This is a genomic window from Microbacterium sp. TW_SC_2, assembly GCF_055361165.1.
Map to the genome: position 1 here is coordinate 2,965,557 of NZ_CM143952.1, position 14,391 is coordinate 2,979,947.

The 14,391-nt window shown below is 71.1% G+C and carries 14 protein-coding genes; 2 read left to right on the top strand and 12 right to left on the bottom strand.

What is annotated here, in order from left to right:
- Positions 1–46: 46 nt before the first annotated feature.
- A complete protein-coding gene (locus ACWA14_RS14390; RefSeq protein ID WP_463794812.1) occupies positions 47–1,108 on the bottom strand; it encodes an enoyl-CoA hydratase/isomerase family protein in 1,062 nt (353 codons plus the stop codon).
- Between the two features lie 109 nt (positions 1,109–1,217).
- Here ACWA14_RS14390 and ACWA14_RS14395 point away from each other — a divergent pair, with 109 nt between their 5' ends.
- Entirely contained in the window at positions 1,218–3,137 is a 1,920-nt protein-coding gene (locus tag ACWA14_RS14395; RefSeq protein ID WP_463794820.1) for an ATP-binding cassette domain-containing protein, read from the top strand.
- A 77-nt stretch (positions 3,138–3,214) separates the two neighbouring features.
- On the opposite strand, the gene ACWA14_RS14400 is transcribed toward ACWA14_RS14395, so the two are convergent.
- Complete coding sequence (locus tag ACWA14_RS14400) at positions 3,215–3,664, bottom strand: hypothetical protein (protein WP_463794825.1); 450 nt, start codon at positions 3,662–3,664, stop codon at positions 3,215–3,217.
- Positions 3,665–3,817: 153 nt separating this feature from the next.
- Between ACWA14_RS14400 and ACWA14_RS14405 the strand changes: the two genes are divergently transcribed.
- Positions 3,818–5,296, top strand: a complete 1,479-nt coding sequence (locus tag ACWA14_RS14405; RefSeq protein WP_463794827.1) for an HNH endonuclease signature motif containing protein — start codon at positions 3,818–3,820, stop codon at positions 5,294–5,296.
- 130 nt (positions 5,297–5,426) lie between these two features.
- On the opposite strand, the gene ACWA14_RS14410 is transcribed toward ACWA14_RS14405, so the two are convergent.
- From ACWA14_RS14410 to hemE, 10 genes are all read right to left on the bottom strand, one after another.
- Complete coding sequence (locus ACWA14_RS14410; RefSeq protein WP_463794831.1) at positions 5,427–6,752, bottom strand: glutamate-1-semialdehyde 2,1-aminomutase; 1,326 nt, start codon at positions 6,750–6,752, stop codon at positions 5,427–5,429.
- Between the two features lie 90 nt (positions 6,753–6,842).
- Complete coding sequence (hemB, locus tag ACWA14_RS14415) at positions 6,843–7,820, bottom strand: porphobilinogen synthase (protein WP_463794833.1); 978 nt, start codon at positions 7,818–7,820, stop codon at positions 6,843–6,845.
- Positions 7,817–8,611 carry a uroporphyrinogen-III synthase gene (locus ACWA14_RS14420; protein WP_463794835.1) on the bottom strand — a complete coding sequence of 265 codons (795 nt, stop codon included), beginning with the start codon at positions 8,609–8,611 and terminating at the stop codon, positions 7,817–7,819. Before ACWA14_RS14420 ends, hemB begins: the two co-directional genes overlap by 4 nt.
- Complete coding sequence (gene hemC, locus ACWA14_RS14425; RefSeq protein WP_463794839.1) at positions 8,608–9,603, bottom strand: hydroxymethylbilane synthase; 996 nt, start codon at positions 9,601–9,603, stop codon at positions 8,608–8,610. Before hemC ends, ACWA14_RS14420 begins: the two co-directional genes overlap by 4 nt.
- Before the next feature lie 8 nt (positions 9,604–9,611).
- Positions 9,612–10,289, bottom strand: coding sequence for a hydrogen peroxide-dependent heme synthase (hemQ, locus tag ACWA14_RS14430; RefSeq protein WP_463794842.1), 678 nt, complete (start codon positions 10,287–10,289; stop codon positions 9,612–9,614).
- 74 nt (positions 10,290–10,363) lie between these two features.
- A complete protein-coding gene (locus tag ACWA14_RS14435; protein ID WP_463794844.1) occupies positions 10,364–10,636 on the bottom strand; it encodes a hypothetical protein in 273 nt (90 codons plus the stop codon).
- Positions 10,623–11,030 (bottom strand): phage holin family protein, encoded by a 408-nt coding sequence (locus tag ACWA14_RS14440; RefSeq protein ID WP_463794846.1) that lies wholly within the window; start codon positions 11,028–11,030, stop codon positions 10,623–10,625. Before ACWA14_RS14440 ends, ACWA14_RS14435 begins: the two co-directional genes overlap by 14 nt.
- 1 nt (position 11,031) lies before the next feature.
- Positions 11,032–11,478 (bottom strand): hypothetical protein, encoded by a 447-nt coding sequence (locus tag ACWA14_RS14445; protein ID WP_463794848.1) that lies wholly within the window; start codon positions 11,476–11,478, stop codon positions 11,032–11,034.
- Positions 11,479–11,685: 207 nt separating this feature from the next.
- Complete coding sequence (locus ACWA14_RS14450; RefSeq protein WP_463794850.1) at positions 11,686–13,305, bottom strand: protoporphyrinogen/coproporphyrinogen oxidase; 1,620 nt, start codon at positions 13,303–13,305, stop codon at positions 11,686–11,688.
- A complete protein-coding gene (gene hemE / locus ACWA14_RS14455; RefSeq protein ID WP_463794852.1) occupies positions 13,298–14,323 on the bottom strand; it encodes a uroporphyrinogen decarboxylase in 1,026 nt (341 codons plus the stop codon). The genes ACWA14_RS14450 and hemE overlap by 8 nt, the downstream gene beginning before the upstream one ends.
- Between the last annotated feature and the right edge of the window lie 68 nt (positions 14,324–14,391).

Genomic DNA, 14,391 nt, shown 5'->3' on the forward strand with positions numbered 1-14,391 from the left:
AGGCCGACCTTCGCTGACAGCGAACCGCTCCTCCCGCGCGAGACCCCTAGAACAGGGAGCGGCGGGGCACGTAGCCTCGCGCAGCGGCCCCCGCGTCGGGCTCGAGCTCAGCCAGCGTCGCGGGCTGCCAGCGGGGGTTGCGATCCTTGTCGATCAGCTGCGCACGGATGCCCTCGACCAGGTCCGGGTGCTGGGTCACGAACCACAGCACACGCCGGTACTCGCCCTCGAGCGCAGCCCTCAGGCCGGGGAGTTCTCGTGCTTCACGCACGGCGTCGAGGGTCACGGCGAGGCCGGTGGGCGCCAGCCCCTCGAGCAGATCGGCCGCCGCGGCGGCATCCGCCGACGCGTCCGCACGCAGTCGTGCGACGATCTCGGTCACCGTCGGCGCGGAGAACGCCTCGTCGATCCACGCGCGAGCCGCGGGGAGCGCCGAGGGCTCGGGGGTCTCGTCGAACAGCAGCACGATCTCGCTGGGGCCCGTCGGGTCGGCCCGGTACGCCAGGGCCTCGCGCAGTGCGTCGAGGCGATCCGACGGCACGACGTGGTCGGCGAAGCCGAGGTACACGGCATCCGCGGCACTCATGGTCGCTCCCGTGAGGGCGAAGTACTCCCCCAAGCGGCCCGGGGCCCTGCCCAGCAGCCAGGTGCCGCCGACGTCGGGCGTGAATCCGATGCGCGTCTCGGGCATCGCCAACCGGGAGCGCTCGGTGACGATGCGGATGGCCGCATGCCCCGCGAGCCCGATGCCCCCGCCCATCGTGATGCCGTCGGCGAGAGCGACCACGGGCTTCGGATACTCCGCGATGAGGGCGTCGAGCGCGTACTCCGAGCGGAAGAACTCCTGGGTCTCCTCGGCGCGGCCCGCCACGATCTGTCCGTGCAGGGCGCGGACGTCGCCACCCGCGCACATCCCCCGCTCCCCGGCGCCGTCGATCAGCACGATCTGCACGTCGGTGTCGGACACCCACGCCTGCAGGGCGTCGGTGAGCTGCTGGATCATGTCGACGTCGAGCGCGTTGATCGCCTCAGGGCGGTTGAGGGTGAGCCGTCCGAGGGCTCCCTCCTTGCGGACGAGGACGCGGGGAGCAGCGCTGGATTCGGTCACGGGTGCCAGGCTACCCCGACGATCGGGGGTGGAATCCGCATGAAATACGCGATCCGACGGCTTTTCCGGCAGGATAGGGGGAAGTGCCCAATGCAAGGAGAGGTCGCGGATGCCCGACGGACAGGTGCTCGAATTCACGAATGTGACGAAGCGCTTCAATGAGGTGACCGCCGTTTCGGACCTCTCCGCGCGGGTCGAGCCCGGAGCTGTCACCGCTTTCCTCGGCCCGAACGGGGCCGGCAAGACCACCACGCTGCGCATCCTGCTCGGCCAGGTGCGCGCCACGAGCGGCTCCGCGACGATCGGCGGGACCTCCTACGCCGAGCTCCGCCAGCCGTTGCGGACGATCGGTTCCGTGCTCGAGGAGACCGCCTACCGCACGCGGCGCACCGCGAGCCGTCAGCTCACGATCGCCGCCAAGGCGAACGGCATCCCGCTCTCCCGCGTCGACCAGGTCCTGGCCGAGGTCGGACTCGACGGCGAGGGCGACTCGCGCATCGGCGGCTTCTCGCTGGGCATGCGCCAGCGCCTGAGCGTCGCGCACGCGCTGCTCGGCGACCCCGGCGCTCTCGTCTTCGACGAGCCGGCGAACGGACTCGACCCCGAGGGCATCCGCTGGATGCGACTGCTGATGCGCCGCCTGGCCGACGAGGGTCGCACGGTGCTCGTCTCCTCCCACGTGCTCAGCGAGGTCGAGCAGGTGGCCGACAACGTCCTGGTGCTCTCGAAGGGCCAGCTCGTGCTGTCCAGCGGCATCGAGACCCTGGCCGATCCGTCGGCGGGCTCGGTCGTGGTGGATGCCGCGGATCGCGCAGCACTGACGACCGCGCTCTCCACCGCCGGCTTCGATGTCGAGGTGCTGCGCTCCGGCCTCACGGTGCGCGGCGGCGATGCCCGCACGGTCGGCGCCGTGGCCGCGGCCGCCGGCATCGCCCTCAGCACCCTGGTGCAGCGCGGTCCGACTCTGGAGGACGTGTTCATCGACCTGGTGCGCGGCGGCAAGCTCGAGGCCCGCGCCTCGGCCGCGGCCTCGCAGCTGGCGCTGCCCGCCGACTCCCCCTTCGCGGCCCAGGACGATGCCGGCGCATCCGACGCGGCCGAGGACGATGCCGCCGTCGCGGCCTTCACCTCGGAGACCGATGTCGCGATCGCCGATGAGAACGCGATGATCGCCGAAGTGGCCGCGGTGTCGGCCTCCCTCTCCGAGACGTCGGCGAGCGATCCGGTGACCTCCTCGGGGATCGCCGCCGGCACCGAGGAGCCCGCCGAGACGGACGACGCCGATCACAGCGAACCCACGGATGCCGACGAGGACGGTGCCGACGAGAGCCCCGCAGCGGAGACGCCGTCGTTCGATGAGATCCTGTTCGGCACGGTCGCGCAGGCGCCGAACGCCGACTCCCCGTTCCCCGCCCTGGACGACGCTCCGGTGCACGACGTCGGCCAGATCTTCGCCGACCGCAGCGACGACGGCCAGGACGAGGCGCCTCGGGACGACGCGACGCCTCAGTCTGACGGCATCGATCACGCCGATGACGAGCACTCCCCCGTGGTCGAAGACGGAGTCGCTTCCGACGCTGTCGAGGGTTCCGACGCCGACCGGACCACGGAGGAGACCGGCTCCGCTGAGGCCGAGGCCGCAGCGGGGATCGAGATCTTCGCTGACCTGGGCGAGTCCGCCCCGGACCAGCAGTCCGACAGCTCCGACGATGCCGGCGATGCCGAGCACGCAGAAGACGCCGACCCGCGTTCGGCGGCCGTGAGCTCGATGCTCGCCGCGGCGGCACGCGCCTACTACGAGGACGAGCCGAAGGACTACCCGCTCGGCGAGCAGCCGGCCGAGGAGTCGTCGACCTCCGATGACTCGTCGACCGGAGTCATCGACACGGTTCCCCTGAACGATTCGACGGACGAGTCGCCGGCGCACGAGGGCGAGCACCACGAGCACCCGCACGAGGGCGAGCACCGCGAGCACCCGCACGAGGGCGAGCACCACGAGCACCACGACGGCGAGCACCAGCACGGCTGATCCTCGCGCGTGCATCGACGAAGCCCTCCGGACCTGTCGGTCACGGAGGGCTTCGTCGTGGGAGAGGACTGATCGGCTCAGGCCGGTCGTGGCCGGATGACCGGCCTGCGACTGCCCTTGGTCACCGGGATCGGCGAGGTCGCGACGATCTCCTCGACATCGGCGGGTTCATCCGACACATCGAGGCGCAGCGCCTGCGTGAGCGACAGGCCGTGACGGGTCGTGAGGATCAGGCGCCGATATTGCGCGTCTCCGTCGAGGTCGATCACGACACTCGGGCGCCGTCGGCGGATGAGGACGAAGTCGAGGCTGCCTGCGGCCTTCCAGCTGCCCGCGGCGAGCACGGTGGGGATGTGGGTTCCCGGGTTCGGGACGCCGCGCAGCCAGGTCCATGCGTCCTCGGTCAGCTGCACCTTGGTGATGGTGTCGCGCGCGATGCGCAGGTTCTCGCGGTGGAAGGTGACGGCTCGCTCGATCGGAGAGAGCACGACTTCCAGTTGCGTCTGATCGAGGAGCAACGTCACCATGAAGCCAGTCTGCCAGCGAGGCCCTCCCAGTTGTCTGCGACTTGCTCACAGGAACGCAACGATCCGTTGTCGGGTTCCTCCGCCCTCCCCGATGCGCCTCTGTTTTGTCCACAGGTCGTCGCGAGTTTCGAACATATGTTCTATACTGACGGCATGACCGCCACTCCCGATGACCGCATCGCCCAGCGTCGCGCGCTGCTCGATGCCTGGCTGCAAAGGCGTGAGCAGATCGCACGGCTCGAGGCGGAGTGCGCCGATCTGCTCATCGCACGACTCCGGGTGTGCGAGGCCGACGTGCAGGAGAGCCCCTCCCATCGCGACACGATCCACCGGTCGATGGTCGCCGAGTACTCCGCCGCCGGACACGTGGCGAAGGGCAGCATCGAGTACGCCTTCGCGGATGCCGCCTTCCTCGACTCCGATCACCCCACCGTGCGCGGCTCGTTCCGTCGAGGCGCGATCACGGCGGCGCACGTGCGCGAGATCGTCCGCGCCGGCGACATCGTCCGTCAAGCGGTCAGAGACGGACGGGCGGATGCCACGGCACTCGACCTGTATGACAACGCGGCCGTCGTCGTCGCCGAGCATGACACCCCCGCACGCACCCGCGCGCTGGTGCGTCAGATCTCCGCGGCGCTGGCCGGGGAGACGCTCGTCGACCGGCATCGGAGAGCGACGTCCGAGCGCACCGTCACGATGCGCTCCGTCGGCGACGGCCTCGCGCTGCTCACGGTGGTGCTCCCCGAACACCTCGCGGTCGCCGTCATGGACCGTCTCACCCGGCTGGCCCAGCAGGTCGTCGCGGCTCGTGGCGATCATGCGTCAGCGTTCGGCGCACCCTTCGACCCCGGGCCGCTCGATCTCGACCTGCTCGACTCCGGCGCCGATCCGGTGTTCCCCGAGCATCTCGACTGGTCGAGCCCATCCCTCGACGAATGGGTCGTCTTCGGCGAGGGCGGCACCTTCACGACCGACCCGTTGCGCGCGGGCGCCTCCGGCGACGGGAGCGCTCTTCCTCCCGAACCCGAGCCGGAGATCATCCCCGCAGACGAACGCACGATGGACCAGCTCCGCACCGACCTCCTCGCCGACCTGCTGCTCACCTCCGACCCGTTCGCGCTCGCCGGCACGGGTGCGGCGCCCGTGCATGCACGCGTGCAGGTCACGGTGGCAGCCACCACGCTCGCCGGGATCGACGATCGTCCCGCCGAGCTCGACGGACACGGGCCCCTTCATCCCGACGTGGCCCGCGATCTCGCAAGCCGCCACAGCAGCTGGTCGCGACTGTTCCTCGACGCGACAGGCATGGTCACCGAGACGGACACCTACATGCCCACCGAGGGCATGCGGCGCTTCCTGCGGGCCCGCGATCAGCACTGCCGCTTCCCCGGATGTCGGATGCCGGTGCACCGATGCCAGATCGATCACAACCACGACCACGCCCGGGGTGGACCGACGAGTCTCGACAATCTCAGTCACTTCTGCGCGGGTCACCACGTGCTGAAGCATCCGGGAATCGGTGACCACCATCGCTGGAGCGCGCGTCAACGCCACGACGGCAGCATCGAGTGGACCAGTCCTCTGGGCAACCGGTACAGCGACACCGCACCGCGCCGGGTCATGTTCGTCTGAGGCACCGCGATGCCCCCGTCAGGCAGCACCCGCGCCAGCGCCCTGCGCCAGCGCCCGTTCCAGCGCCCGTGCCAGCGCCCTGCGCCAGCGCCCGTGCGGCACCAGCGCTCGTGCGGCACCAGCGCCCGCGTCAGGGACGAACGGCGGCGGCAGCCGCAGCCGCCGCGCGCGGGAGGGCCTGCTCGATGCGCTGGAGCTCGTCCTCCCCGTGAGCCGCGGTGAGGAACCAGGCCTCGAACACACTCGGCGGCAAGGCGATGCCCTGCTCGCGGAGGGAGTGGAAGAACGGGGCGTAGCGGAACGACTCCTGCGCCTGCGCTTCGGCGTAGTCACGAGGCGCGGAGGCGCGGAACGAGGCGTTGAAGAGGTTGCCCGCCCGTGCCACCGCGTGGGTGACTCCGGCATCCGTGAGCGCGGAATCGAGCGCCGCGGCCACGCGCGTCGCCGCGGCATCGATCGCCGCGTACACCTCCGGCGTCGCGAGGCGCAACGTGGCGAGGCCGGCCGCGACGGACAGTGGATTCCCCGAGAGGGTGCCCGCCTGGTACACCGGCCCCAGGGGCGCGAGCAGATCCATCACCTCGGCACGACCGCCGAGCGCGGCCAAGGGCATCCCGCCGCCGACGACCTTGCCGAAGGTGAAGATGTCGGGCATGTAGTCCTCGCCCGCTTCGGTCTCGAGGCCCCAGAAGCCGGCCGGGTGCACGCGGAATCCCGTGAGCACCTCGTCGATGATCATGAGGGCACCGTGCGCATGCGCGGTGTCGGCGATCAGGCGGTTGAAGCCGGGAACCGGTGCGACGACGCCCATGTTGGCGGCCGCGGCCTCGACGATGACCGCCGCGATGCGCGGGCCGTGCTCGGCGAAGACGGCGGCGAGAGCATCCGGGTCGTTGTAGCCGATCACCAGGGTCTGGGCGGCGATGGGCGCCGGCACCCCCGCGGAGCCGGGCAGCGCCAGCGTCGCGACGCCCGATCCGGCTTCGGCCAGCAGACCGTCGGAGTGACCGTGGTAGTGGCCGGCGAACTTCACGAGCAGATCCCGCCCGGTCGCACCGCGCGCCAGTCGGATCGCCGTCATGGTCGCTTCGGTGCCGGTGGACACGAGTCGCACGCGCTCGACGGGACGCTGCTCCCCGACGCGCACGCGGTCGGCGATCAGCGCCGCGAGCTCGACCTCGCCCTCGGTCGGCGCGCCGAATGACAGTCCGCGGGTCGCGGCCTCCTGCACCGCCGCGACGATCTCGGGATGCGCGTGACCGAGCAGCGCCGGCCCCCAGGAAGCGACCAGGTCGACGTACTCGACACCGGCGGCATCCGTCACTCTCGCCCCGGCCGCCGAGGCGAGGAACCGCGGCGTGCCGCCGACCGAGCCGTAGGCGCGCACCGGCGAGTTGACCCCGCCGGGGATCACGGCACGGGCAGCGGAGAACAGGTCGTCATTGCGGTCGGTCATGAGGCTCCGAAAGTCGGGTTGGCGCTCCGAAAGAGCGAGGTGATGCTTCGACAGAAGCGCGGTGATGCTCCGGAGGAGCGGGAGGGCGCGTCACTCGCGCAGCCAGCGCGCAGCTTCCGTCGCCCAGTAGGTCAGAACGGTGTCTGCTCCGGCGCGGCGGATCGACAGCAACGACTCGAGGACGGCCGCCCGGCGATCGATCCAGCCGTTGCCCGCCGCCGCCTCGATCATGGCGTACTCGCCCGAGACCTGGTATGCCCACACCGGAATATGCACGGTGTCGCGCACCTCGCGGAGCACGTCGAGGAACGCCATCGCCGGCTTCACCATGACGATGTCCGCGCCCTCGGCCTCATCGACGACGGCCTCGCGCACACCCTCGCGGCGGTTGCCGGGATCAAGCTGGTACGTGCGCCGATCGCCGACGAGCTGCGAGTCGACGGCCTCGCGGAACGGCCCGTAGAACGCACTCGCGTACTTGGCCGCATAAGCGAGGATCAGCGTCTGGGTGAAGCCCTCCGCATCGAGCGCGGTCCGGATGGCGGCGACCTGGCCGTCCATCATGCCGGACAGTCCGAGCAACTGCGATCCGGCGCGTGCCTGAGCGAGAGCCATCGACGTGTAGCGATCGAGTGTGGCGTCATTGTCGACGGAGCCGTCGGCGGCGAGGACGCCGCAGTGGCCGTGGTCGGTGAACTCGTCGAGGCACAGATCGGTCTGCACGACGAGCGCATCGCCCACCTCGGCGGCCAGCGCCTCGGTCGCGACGTTCAGGATGCCGTGCGGGTCGTCCGCTCCCGAACCGCGGGCATCGCGCACGGCGGGCACACCGAACAGCATCACACCACCGACCCCGGCCTCCGCGGCGTCGACCGCCGCGGCCCGCAGCGAATCGAGGGAGTGCTGCTGCACGCCGGGCATCGAGCCGATCGCGACGGGCTCGTCGATCCCCTCGCGGACGAACATCGGAAGCACGAGCTGACGCGGCTCCACCGCGGTCTCGCGGACGAGATCGCGGACCGCGCGCGACTGGCGCAGCCGCCGCAGGCGGGTGTCGGGGAAGCTCACGGTGCGAACTCGTCGGCCGCGTGCGGGAGGGTGAAGTGCGAGACCGCGTCGATCAGAGCGTCCACGGTCTGGCGGTCGGCGACGACCGAGACGGGGAGGCCGGCCTTGAGTGCGTCGCGCGCCGTGCGCGGTCCGATCGCCGCCAGCAGGGTGTCTTCGGGGATCTCCGGGAACTGCTCGCGCACCTGCTCCGCGACGGAACCACTGGTGATGAGGATCGCGTTGATGCGACCGTTCTCCACATCGCGCTTGATGCGCTCGGTGACGGGGACTCCGACCGTGCGATACGCCACGACGCTGTCGACCCGATGTCCGGCGTCCGACAGCAGGAGGCTGAGGACGGGCTTCGCGATCTCACTCCGCAGGGCGAGGATGCGCCGCGGCTCCGTCTCGAGGGCGATCAGCTGCTCGGCCATCCCCTCGGCGGAGTTGTCCTTCTCGGGCACCAGGGCGACTTCATAGCCGACGGCCTGCAGTGCCGCGGCCGTGGTCTCGCCGACCGCGGCGATCTTCGTCGTGCGCGGCACGACGGCGCGATGCGCGAACATCACGTCGACCGTGGTGGCGCTGGTGACGGTCAGCCAGTCGAACGTACCCGCCGCGAGCTGCTCCAGCGCGATGTCGAGCGTCGGCTGATCGGTCGTGGGGGCGAAGTTGATGAGCGGTGCCACCACGGGCACCGCACCCCGGGCACGGAGCGACGCGGCGACGCCGTCGCCCCACGGCCCCCCGCGCGGCACGAGAATTCGCCAGCCGTCCAGTGGTCGGTCCTGCTTCGTTTCGGATGTCATGAGGATTGCTCTCGGGAGACGAGGTCGGCCGCCCCTTGTTCGAGCAGCCGACGGGCAACAGCCAACCCGATCTCGCGAGCTGCGCTGATCGGGCCTGCACCATCGGCAGCATCCGCTCCATTGCCACTGCCGTTCCGACGAATATACCCCCCGTTCAGGGGTTCGGTGACGTCGAGGCCGATCCGACGGCCTCCGTCGCTCGCGTAGACCACCGTTCTGATGCGCACGGAGTCGCCCTCGACCACGGCATGTGCTGCCATGGGAGCCTGGCAGCCCGCGTCGAGTCCCTCCAGGATCGCGCGCTCCACGGTGACCGCGAGACGGGTCGGTTCGTCGTCGAGCGACGCCAGCGCGGCCCGCAGCTCGGCGGGGGCATCCACCGTCGTCTCCACACCGAGCGCACCCTGTCCGGGGGCGGTCGGCCACTCCGCGAGACCGAGGGCCTCCCGGCGCAGCGGAAACTCGGAGTCGAGACGGCGCAGCCCGGCGGCGGCCAGGATCACGGCATCCAGCTCACCCGAGACGACCCGCGCCTGCCGGGAGTCGACGTTGCCGCGGATGTCGATGACCTCGGCGTGGGGCGCGCGGCGGTGCACCTGCGCGACCCGACGCGGCGAGCCCGTGCCGATCGTGCTGCCGGAGACCAGCTCATGCAGGGGGACGCCGTCGCGGGTGAGCACCACGTCGCGTGCGTCTTCGCGGACGGGGGTCGCCGCGATCGTGAGGCCGTCGGGGATCGCGGTCGGCAGATCCTTGAGCGAGTGCACCAGGAAGTCGCACTCCCCCGCGAACAGCGCATCGCGGAGCCGGGTGGCGAAGATGCCCTGGCCCCCGATCTCCGACAGCGATGCGCGGTTGGTGTCGCCCTCGGAGGCGATCGTGACGAGCTCGACGGGACGCCCGATGACCTTCTCGAGCGCCGCGGCGACATGACCGGACTGCGCCTGCGCGAGTGCGCTGCGCCGGGTTCCCAGACGGATCGGAGTACTCATCGGCGCGATTACTGCAGCACGTCCGCGATCTCGTCGAACCGGAGCCTGCGCCCGGTGTAGAAGGGCACTTCCTCTTTCACGAAGAGACGCGCGTCGGTGTAACGCAGGTCGCGCATCAGGTCGACGAGATCGGTGACCTCGTCTGCCTCGAGCGGCAGCAACCACTCGTAGTCCCCGAGCGCGAACGCGGCGACGGTGTTCGCGATGACGCCGGTGAAGGCGGCGCCCTTGCGTCCGTGGTCGGCGAGCATGGTGCGGCGATCGGCCTCAGGAGCGAGATACCACTCCGGGGTGCGGACGAACGGGTAGAGGCACAGCCAGTCCTTGGGCTCCACCCCGCGAAGGAAACCGGGGACGTGCGAGCGGTTGAACTCGGCGTCCCGATGCACGCCCATCACGTTCCAGACCGGGAGCAGCGAACGCAGCAGCTCGGTGCGACGGAGCCGGCGCAGCGCACGCTGCAGCTCTTCGGCCGTGTCGCCGTGCAGCCACACCATGAGGTCGGCATCCGCCTTGAGGCCGGACACGTCGTAGAAGCCGCGGACGGTGACGCCGGAATCCTCGACGTACGAGACGATCGTCTCGAGTTCGGTCGAGTCGGACTCGGTCACCGGAACGTCGGGATTGCGTCGCCAGACGGCCCAGAGGGTGAAGCCGGACGGGTTCTCTTCGAGCTCTTCGGACATGTCCTCAGTCTGCCTCCTTTGCGAGGCGCCCGCGAACGCGATGACGGTCCGGGCGGGCGCGAGATGGTCCGGTCTCAGCGGGAGATCGCTCGCGCGATCACCCAGACCAGACCTCCGACGGCCGCGGCGACGACCACGACGCCCGCGACGGCGGCGGCGGGGTTGCGGTCGGCGAACACCCGGGCCTTCGCGATGCCGCGCTTCGATGCCTTCTCGACCCGACGCGGGATGTTGCCCTTGACCTCGATCGCGGCCAGGGCCGCCTTGAGCTCGGCGCGCGCCGAGGCGACAGGATCGACGATCCCGGCCGGGACAGCGGTGCGGGGCAGGTTGTCAGAAACGGTCATCGCCGGCGTCCTTCACGAGTCGGATGTCTTCGGCCACAGCCTGGGCGGGATTCTGCCGCCGGAGGACCTTGCGGAATTTCAGGATGCCGAGCAGCGCGAACAGCAGCACCGCCACCAGCAGGATGCCGAAGACGGCGATCGCCGACAGCCACACCGGCCACCACGAGGACAGCCCGGCGATCGCGAAGACGAGGATCACGGGAACCGCCCAGAACAGGAAGAACAGCGCGACGAGGAACCAGACGGAACCGATGCCGGCATCCTTCGCCGTGCGCGAGACCCACGCCTTTGCGCCGTTGATCTCCGCCTTGACGAGATTGGTGACGAGTTCGGGAAGATCCCCGAGCAGAGTCAGCAGGCTGTCATCGGCGCGATCACGGAATCCGCGAGCCATATCAGGCGCCGGTCTTCTTCGGTGCGGTCTTCGAGGCGGTGGAGCCCGAGGAGGACTTCGATGCGGTGCTCTTCGACGTGCTGCTCTTCGAGGTGCTGGGCTTCGTCACGGCGGCCTTGGCATCCTCGACGACGCTCTCGGCGGCATCCGCCACGGAGTCCGCGGCCTGCTTGCCCTTGGCGATGGCCGAGTCGAGCTTCTGGCCCGGGGTGCCCGAGCCGCCGACCGACTGCACGACCTTGACGGCGCCGTTCCAGAGCGCACCCGGTACGGCTGCGGCCTTGCCGCTGACGAACTCCTTCGCCAGGAGCACCTTGTCCTGCACCGGGTCGAGGTTCCAGACCTTGAGCCACTGCTTCTTGATCTGTTCGTAACGCTCGCGCCCGGCGCGCGTGCCGAGTACGTATCCGGCGCCGAGTCCGACGACGAGTCCGATCTTCCCCTTCATGGGGTCTCCTCACGTTGTTCCGGTCGAGCCGCAGGCTTCGATCCCCGTCGGCCAGGTTCCCAGCGTAGTCCCCGTATGCCGATTTCGGCATTGAGGGGTCAGGGGGTTGACAGGCGCGACGGAGTCGTTTCGCGAGACCACCCGCCGGTCGGGACCGGCGCGGACGACGTCACGCCGCACCCGAGTGCGTTCGGCGGTCGGCGGGAGTCAGTCCGGGGCGTCCGATCGGTTCCAGAGGATCTCGTGGCGCAACCGGTCCGCCTCGGCCACGGCGTCGGGGATGACCTGCGCCAGCCCGGTGCCGGCGAGCCAGGCGCCGACGGCGGCGAGACCGGGCACCGCCTGCACGGCGGCACGCGCGGCCGCCCGTCGTTCGCCGGAACCGATGAGCGATGCGGGCTGGGCCTGCACGTAGCGCGCCCGATGCGCGGCAATCAGAGCCGGCGGATCGAGCGGGATCCCGAGCAGAGCGGAGGCCTCACGCAGAGCCAGGGCTGCCGCGGCATCGTCATCCAGGGTCGCGGTCGCCGCCGGTTCCCCCTGCGCCCCGAACGACACCCGCACCACATGACGACCGTCGGCCGCGGCGCGCACCCACTCCCACTTGGCGGTGGAGTGCGTGAGAGCCTTCGCGATGTGGCTGCCGGGCACCGTGAGCACGCCCGTGCCTCGGGGAGCGGCATCCAGCGCCGGGGCATCGAGCAGGAGTGTCACGACCTCGATCTCGGGCGCGACGACGGCGGCTTCCTCCTCGCCGGCCGCGAGTGCGGCGACCACGGGAGACAGCAGAGCGCGCGCCGAGAGCTCGTCGGTCGCGACGATCACGGCGTCGGCGGTGAGGTCGTCCACGAGCTCTGCCGCGAGGTCGAGAGGCGGGCCGGGATCGGCCGCGGGCGCGGCATCGGGCGCGGGAGCGGGCGCGGCGGGGGACTCATCGTCGATCGCCGCATCCATCGCTGCATCGGCCGCGGGTGCCGCGGACCGCGTGCGGATGCGCCATCCGCCCGCATCGCGCGAGAGCTGCTCGACCCGTGTGCCGATGCGCACCGTCGTGTCGAAGCGGCCGAGGTCGTCGAGGAGGGCGTCGACGAGCGCGCCCATGCCGCCGACGAGGCCTTCCACCGCGGCGCCGGGAGACTTGCGGGCGGCGCCGTCCTGCCGCAGCGCCATCACGGCCCCCGAGAGGGAGCCGACCCGCGTCAGCGCGGCGTTGAGACCGGGAGCCGCGACGTCCACGTCGACGTCATCCGGCGACGCCGAGTACACGCCCGTCGTGACCGGAGCGACGAGGCGGTCGCGCACCTTCGGCCCCATCCGCGAGGCGACCAGGCGGCCGAGGGACAGCTGGTGACCGATCGTCAGCGGCGGGCGCACGCGATCGAGATACGCACGCCAGGCGCCGGACCAGCCGATGATGCGGCGGACATCCTCCTGGAAGGGGTTGGACGGGATGCCGAGCACTCCCCCGACCGGGAGCGGGGCCGCGCCCGTCCCGGGGATGCCCGCGAGCCACGCCCCGCCTGCCGCCGGCGCGACGATGAGGTCCGCGAGCCCGAGCTCCTCCACCAGCGCGCGCACATGCCCACCCCGGGTGGCGTAGCTCTCGGCCCCGGCGTCCAGCGCGATGCCGTCGAGTTCGGTGCGCCGGATGGCGCCGCCGACGGCATCCGACGACTCCAGCACGGTCACCCGCATGCCGACCTTGGCGCACTCTCGCGCTGCGATCAGACCACCGACGCCGCCGCCGATCACGACGACATGGGTCTGCGCGGCGCGGGCCGCGAGGTCGGCGGCCGCCGAGGCGCCGGCGCCCTGTCTGTCAGCCATGCGCGTGCACCAGCTCGACGATGCGCGTCAGCTGGTCGGGGTCGGTCTCGGGCGGAACGCCGTGACCGAGGTTGACGATGTGCGCCCGTGCCGCGCGACCGCGCTCGAGCACATCGAGGACGTGCGCCTCCAGCACGGGCCACGGGGCGGCGAGGAAGGCGGGATCGATGTTGCCCTGCACCGTGACGTCGGGGCCGAGAATCGCGGCGGCCTCGTCGAGCGGCTGGCGCCAGTCCACGCCCACGCCGTCGGCCACGCCGCCGAGCCGCATGTCGGCGAGGAACGGTCCGGTGCCGACACCGAAGTGGATGCTCGGGATGCCGATGTCCTGCAGCGCGACCGTGGAGTGCGGCGCGACGAACGCCCGGTAGTCGGCGGTGCTGAGCGACCCGGCCCAGGAGTCGAAGAGCTGCACGACCGAGGCGCCGGCATCCCGCTGCGCGAGGAGGAACCGACGGGAGATCTGCGCGAGCCAGCCGGCCAGGCGGTTCCACGAGTCGGGGTCGGCGTGCATCATGCCGCGCGCTCGCATGTGCTCCTTCGACGGGCCACCCTCGACCAGGTACGCCGCGAGCGTGAACGGTGCTCCCGCGAATCCGATCAGCGGAGTGTCGCCGAGCTCGGCGGTGACGAGTCGGACGGCCTCGGTGATGGCCGTCGCGTCGAGCGAGTCGGGATCGATGGCGGTGATGCGATCCACGTCGGATGCCGTGCGCACCGGGTTCGCGAACACCGGCCCGCGTCCGGGCTCGATCTCGACCTCGACCCCCGCCAGGCGCAGCGGGATCACGATGTCGCTGAAGAACACGGCCGCGTCGACGCCGTGGCGACGCACGGGCTGCAGCGTGATCTCGGCCGCGAGCTCGGGCGTGAGGCAGGCGTCGAGCATGCGGGTGCCGACGCGGAGCTCCCGGTATTCCGGAAGCGAGCGGCCGGCCTGACGCATGAACCACACGGGGGTCCGTTCAGGGCGGTCACCCGCGAGAGCGCGCAGCAGAGGAGCATCGGAGAGGGCCATGCGTCCATCCTCCCATCCGTCGGTTGTGCGCCTGCTGCGCAGCCGGCGACCCCCGCCCCCGATCGCGG

Bases quoted from the DNA above. Each gene is read 5' to 3' on its own strand.
- ACWA14_RS14395 (WP_463794820.1), top strand. From the start codon at position 1,218: ATGCCCGACGGACAGGTGCTCGAATTCACGAATGTGACGAAGCGCTTC.
- ACWA14_RS14400 (WP_463794825.1), bottom strand. From the start codon at position 3,664: ATGGTGACGTTGCTCCTCGATCAGACGCAACTGGAAGTCGTGCTCTCT.
- ACWA14_RS14405 (WP_463794827.1), top strand. From the start codon at position 3,818: ATGACCGCCACTCCCGATGACCGCATCGCCCAGCGTCGCGCGCTGCTC.
- ACWA14_RS14410 (WP_463794831.1), bottom strand. From the start codon at position 6,752: ATGACCGACCGCAATGACGACCTGTTCTCCGCTGCCCGTGCCGTGATC.
- ACWA14_RS14420 (WP_463794835.1), bottom strand. From the start codon at position 8,611: ATGACATCCGAAACGAAGCAGGACCGACCACTGGACGGCTGGCGAATT.
- hemC (WP_463794839.1), bottom strand. From the start codon at position 9,603: ATGAGTACTCCGATCCGTCTGGGAACCCGGCGCAGCGCACTCGCGCAG.
- hemQ (WP_463794842.1), bottom strand. From the start codon at position 10,289: ATGTCCGAAGAGCTCGAAGAGAACCCGTCCGGCTTCACCCTCTGGGCC.
- ACWA14_RS14435 (WP_463794844.1), bottom strand. From the start codon at position 10,636: ATGACCGTTTCTGACAACCTGCCCCGCACCGCTGTCCCGGCCGGGATC.
- ACWA14_RS14440 (WP_463794846.1), bottom strand. From the start codon at position 11,030: ATGGCTCGCGGATTCCGTGATCGCGCCGATGACAGCCTGCTGACTCTG.
- ACWA14_RS14445 (WP_463794848.1), bottom strand. From the start codon at position 11,478: ATGAAGGGGAAGATCGGACTCGTCGTCGGACTCGGCGCCGGATACGTA.
- ACWA14_RS14450 (WP_463794850.1), bottom strand. From the start codon at position 13,305: ATGGCTGACAGACAGGGCGCCGGCGCCTCGGCGGCCGCCGACCTCGCG.
- hemE (WP_463794852.1), bottom strand. From the start codon at position 14,323: ATGGCCCTCTCCGATGCTCCTCTGCTGCGCGCTCTCGCGGGTGACCGC.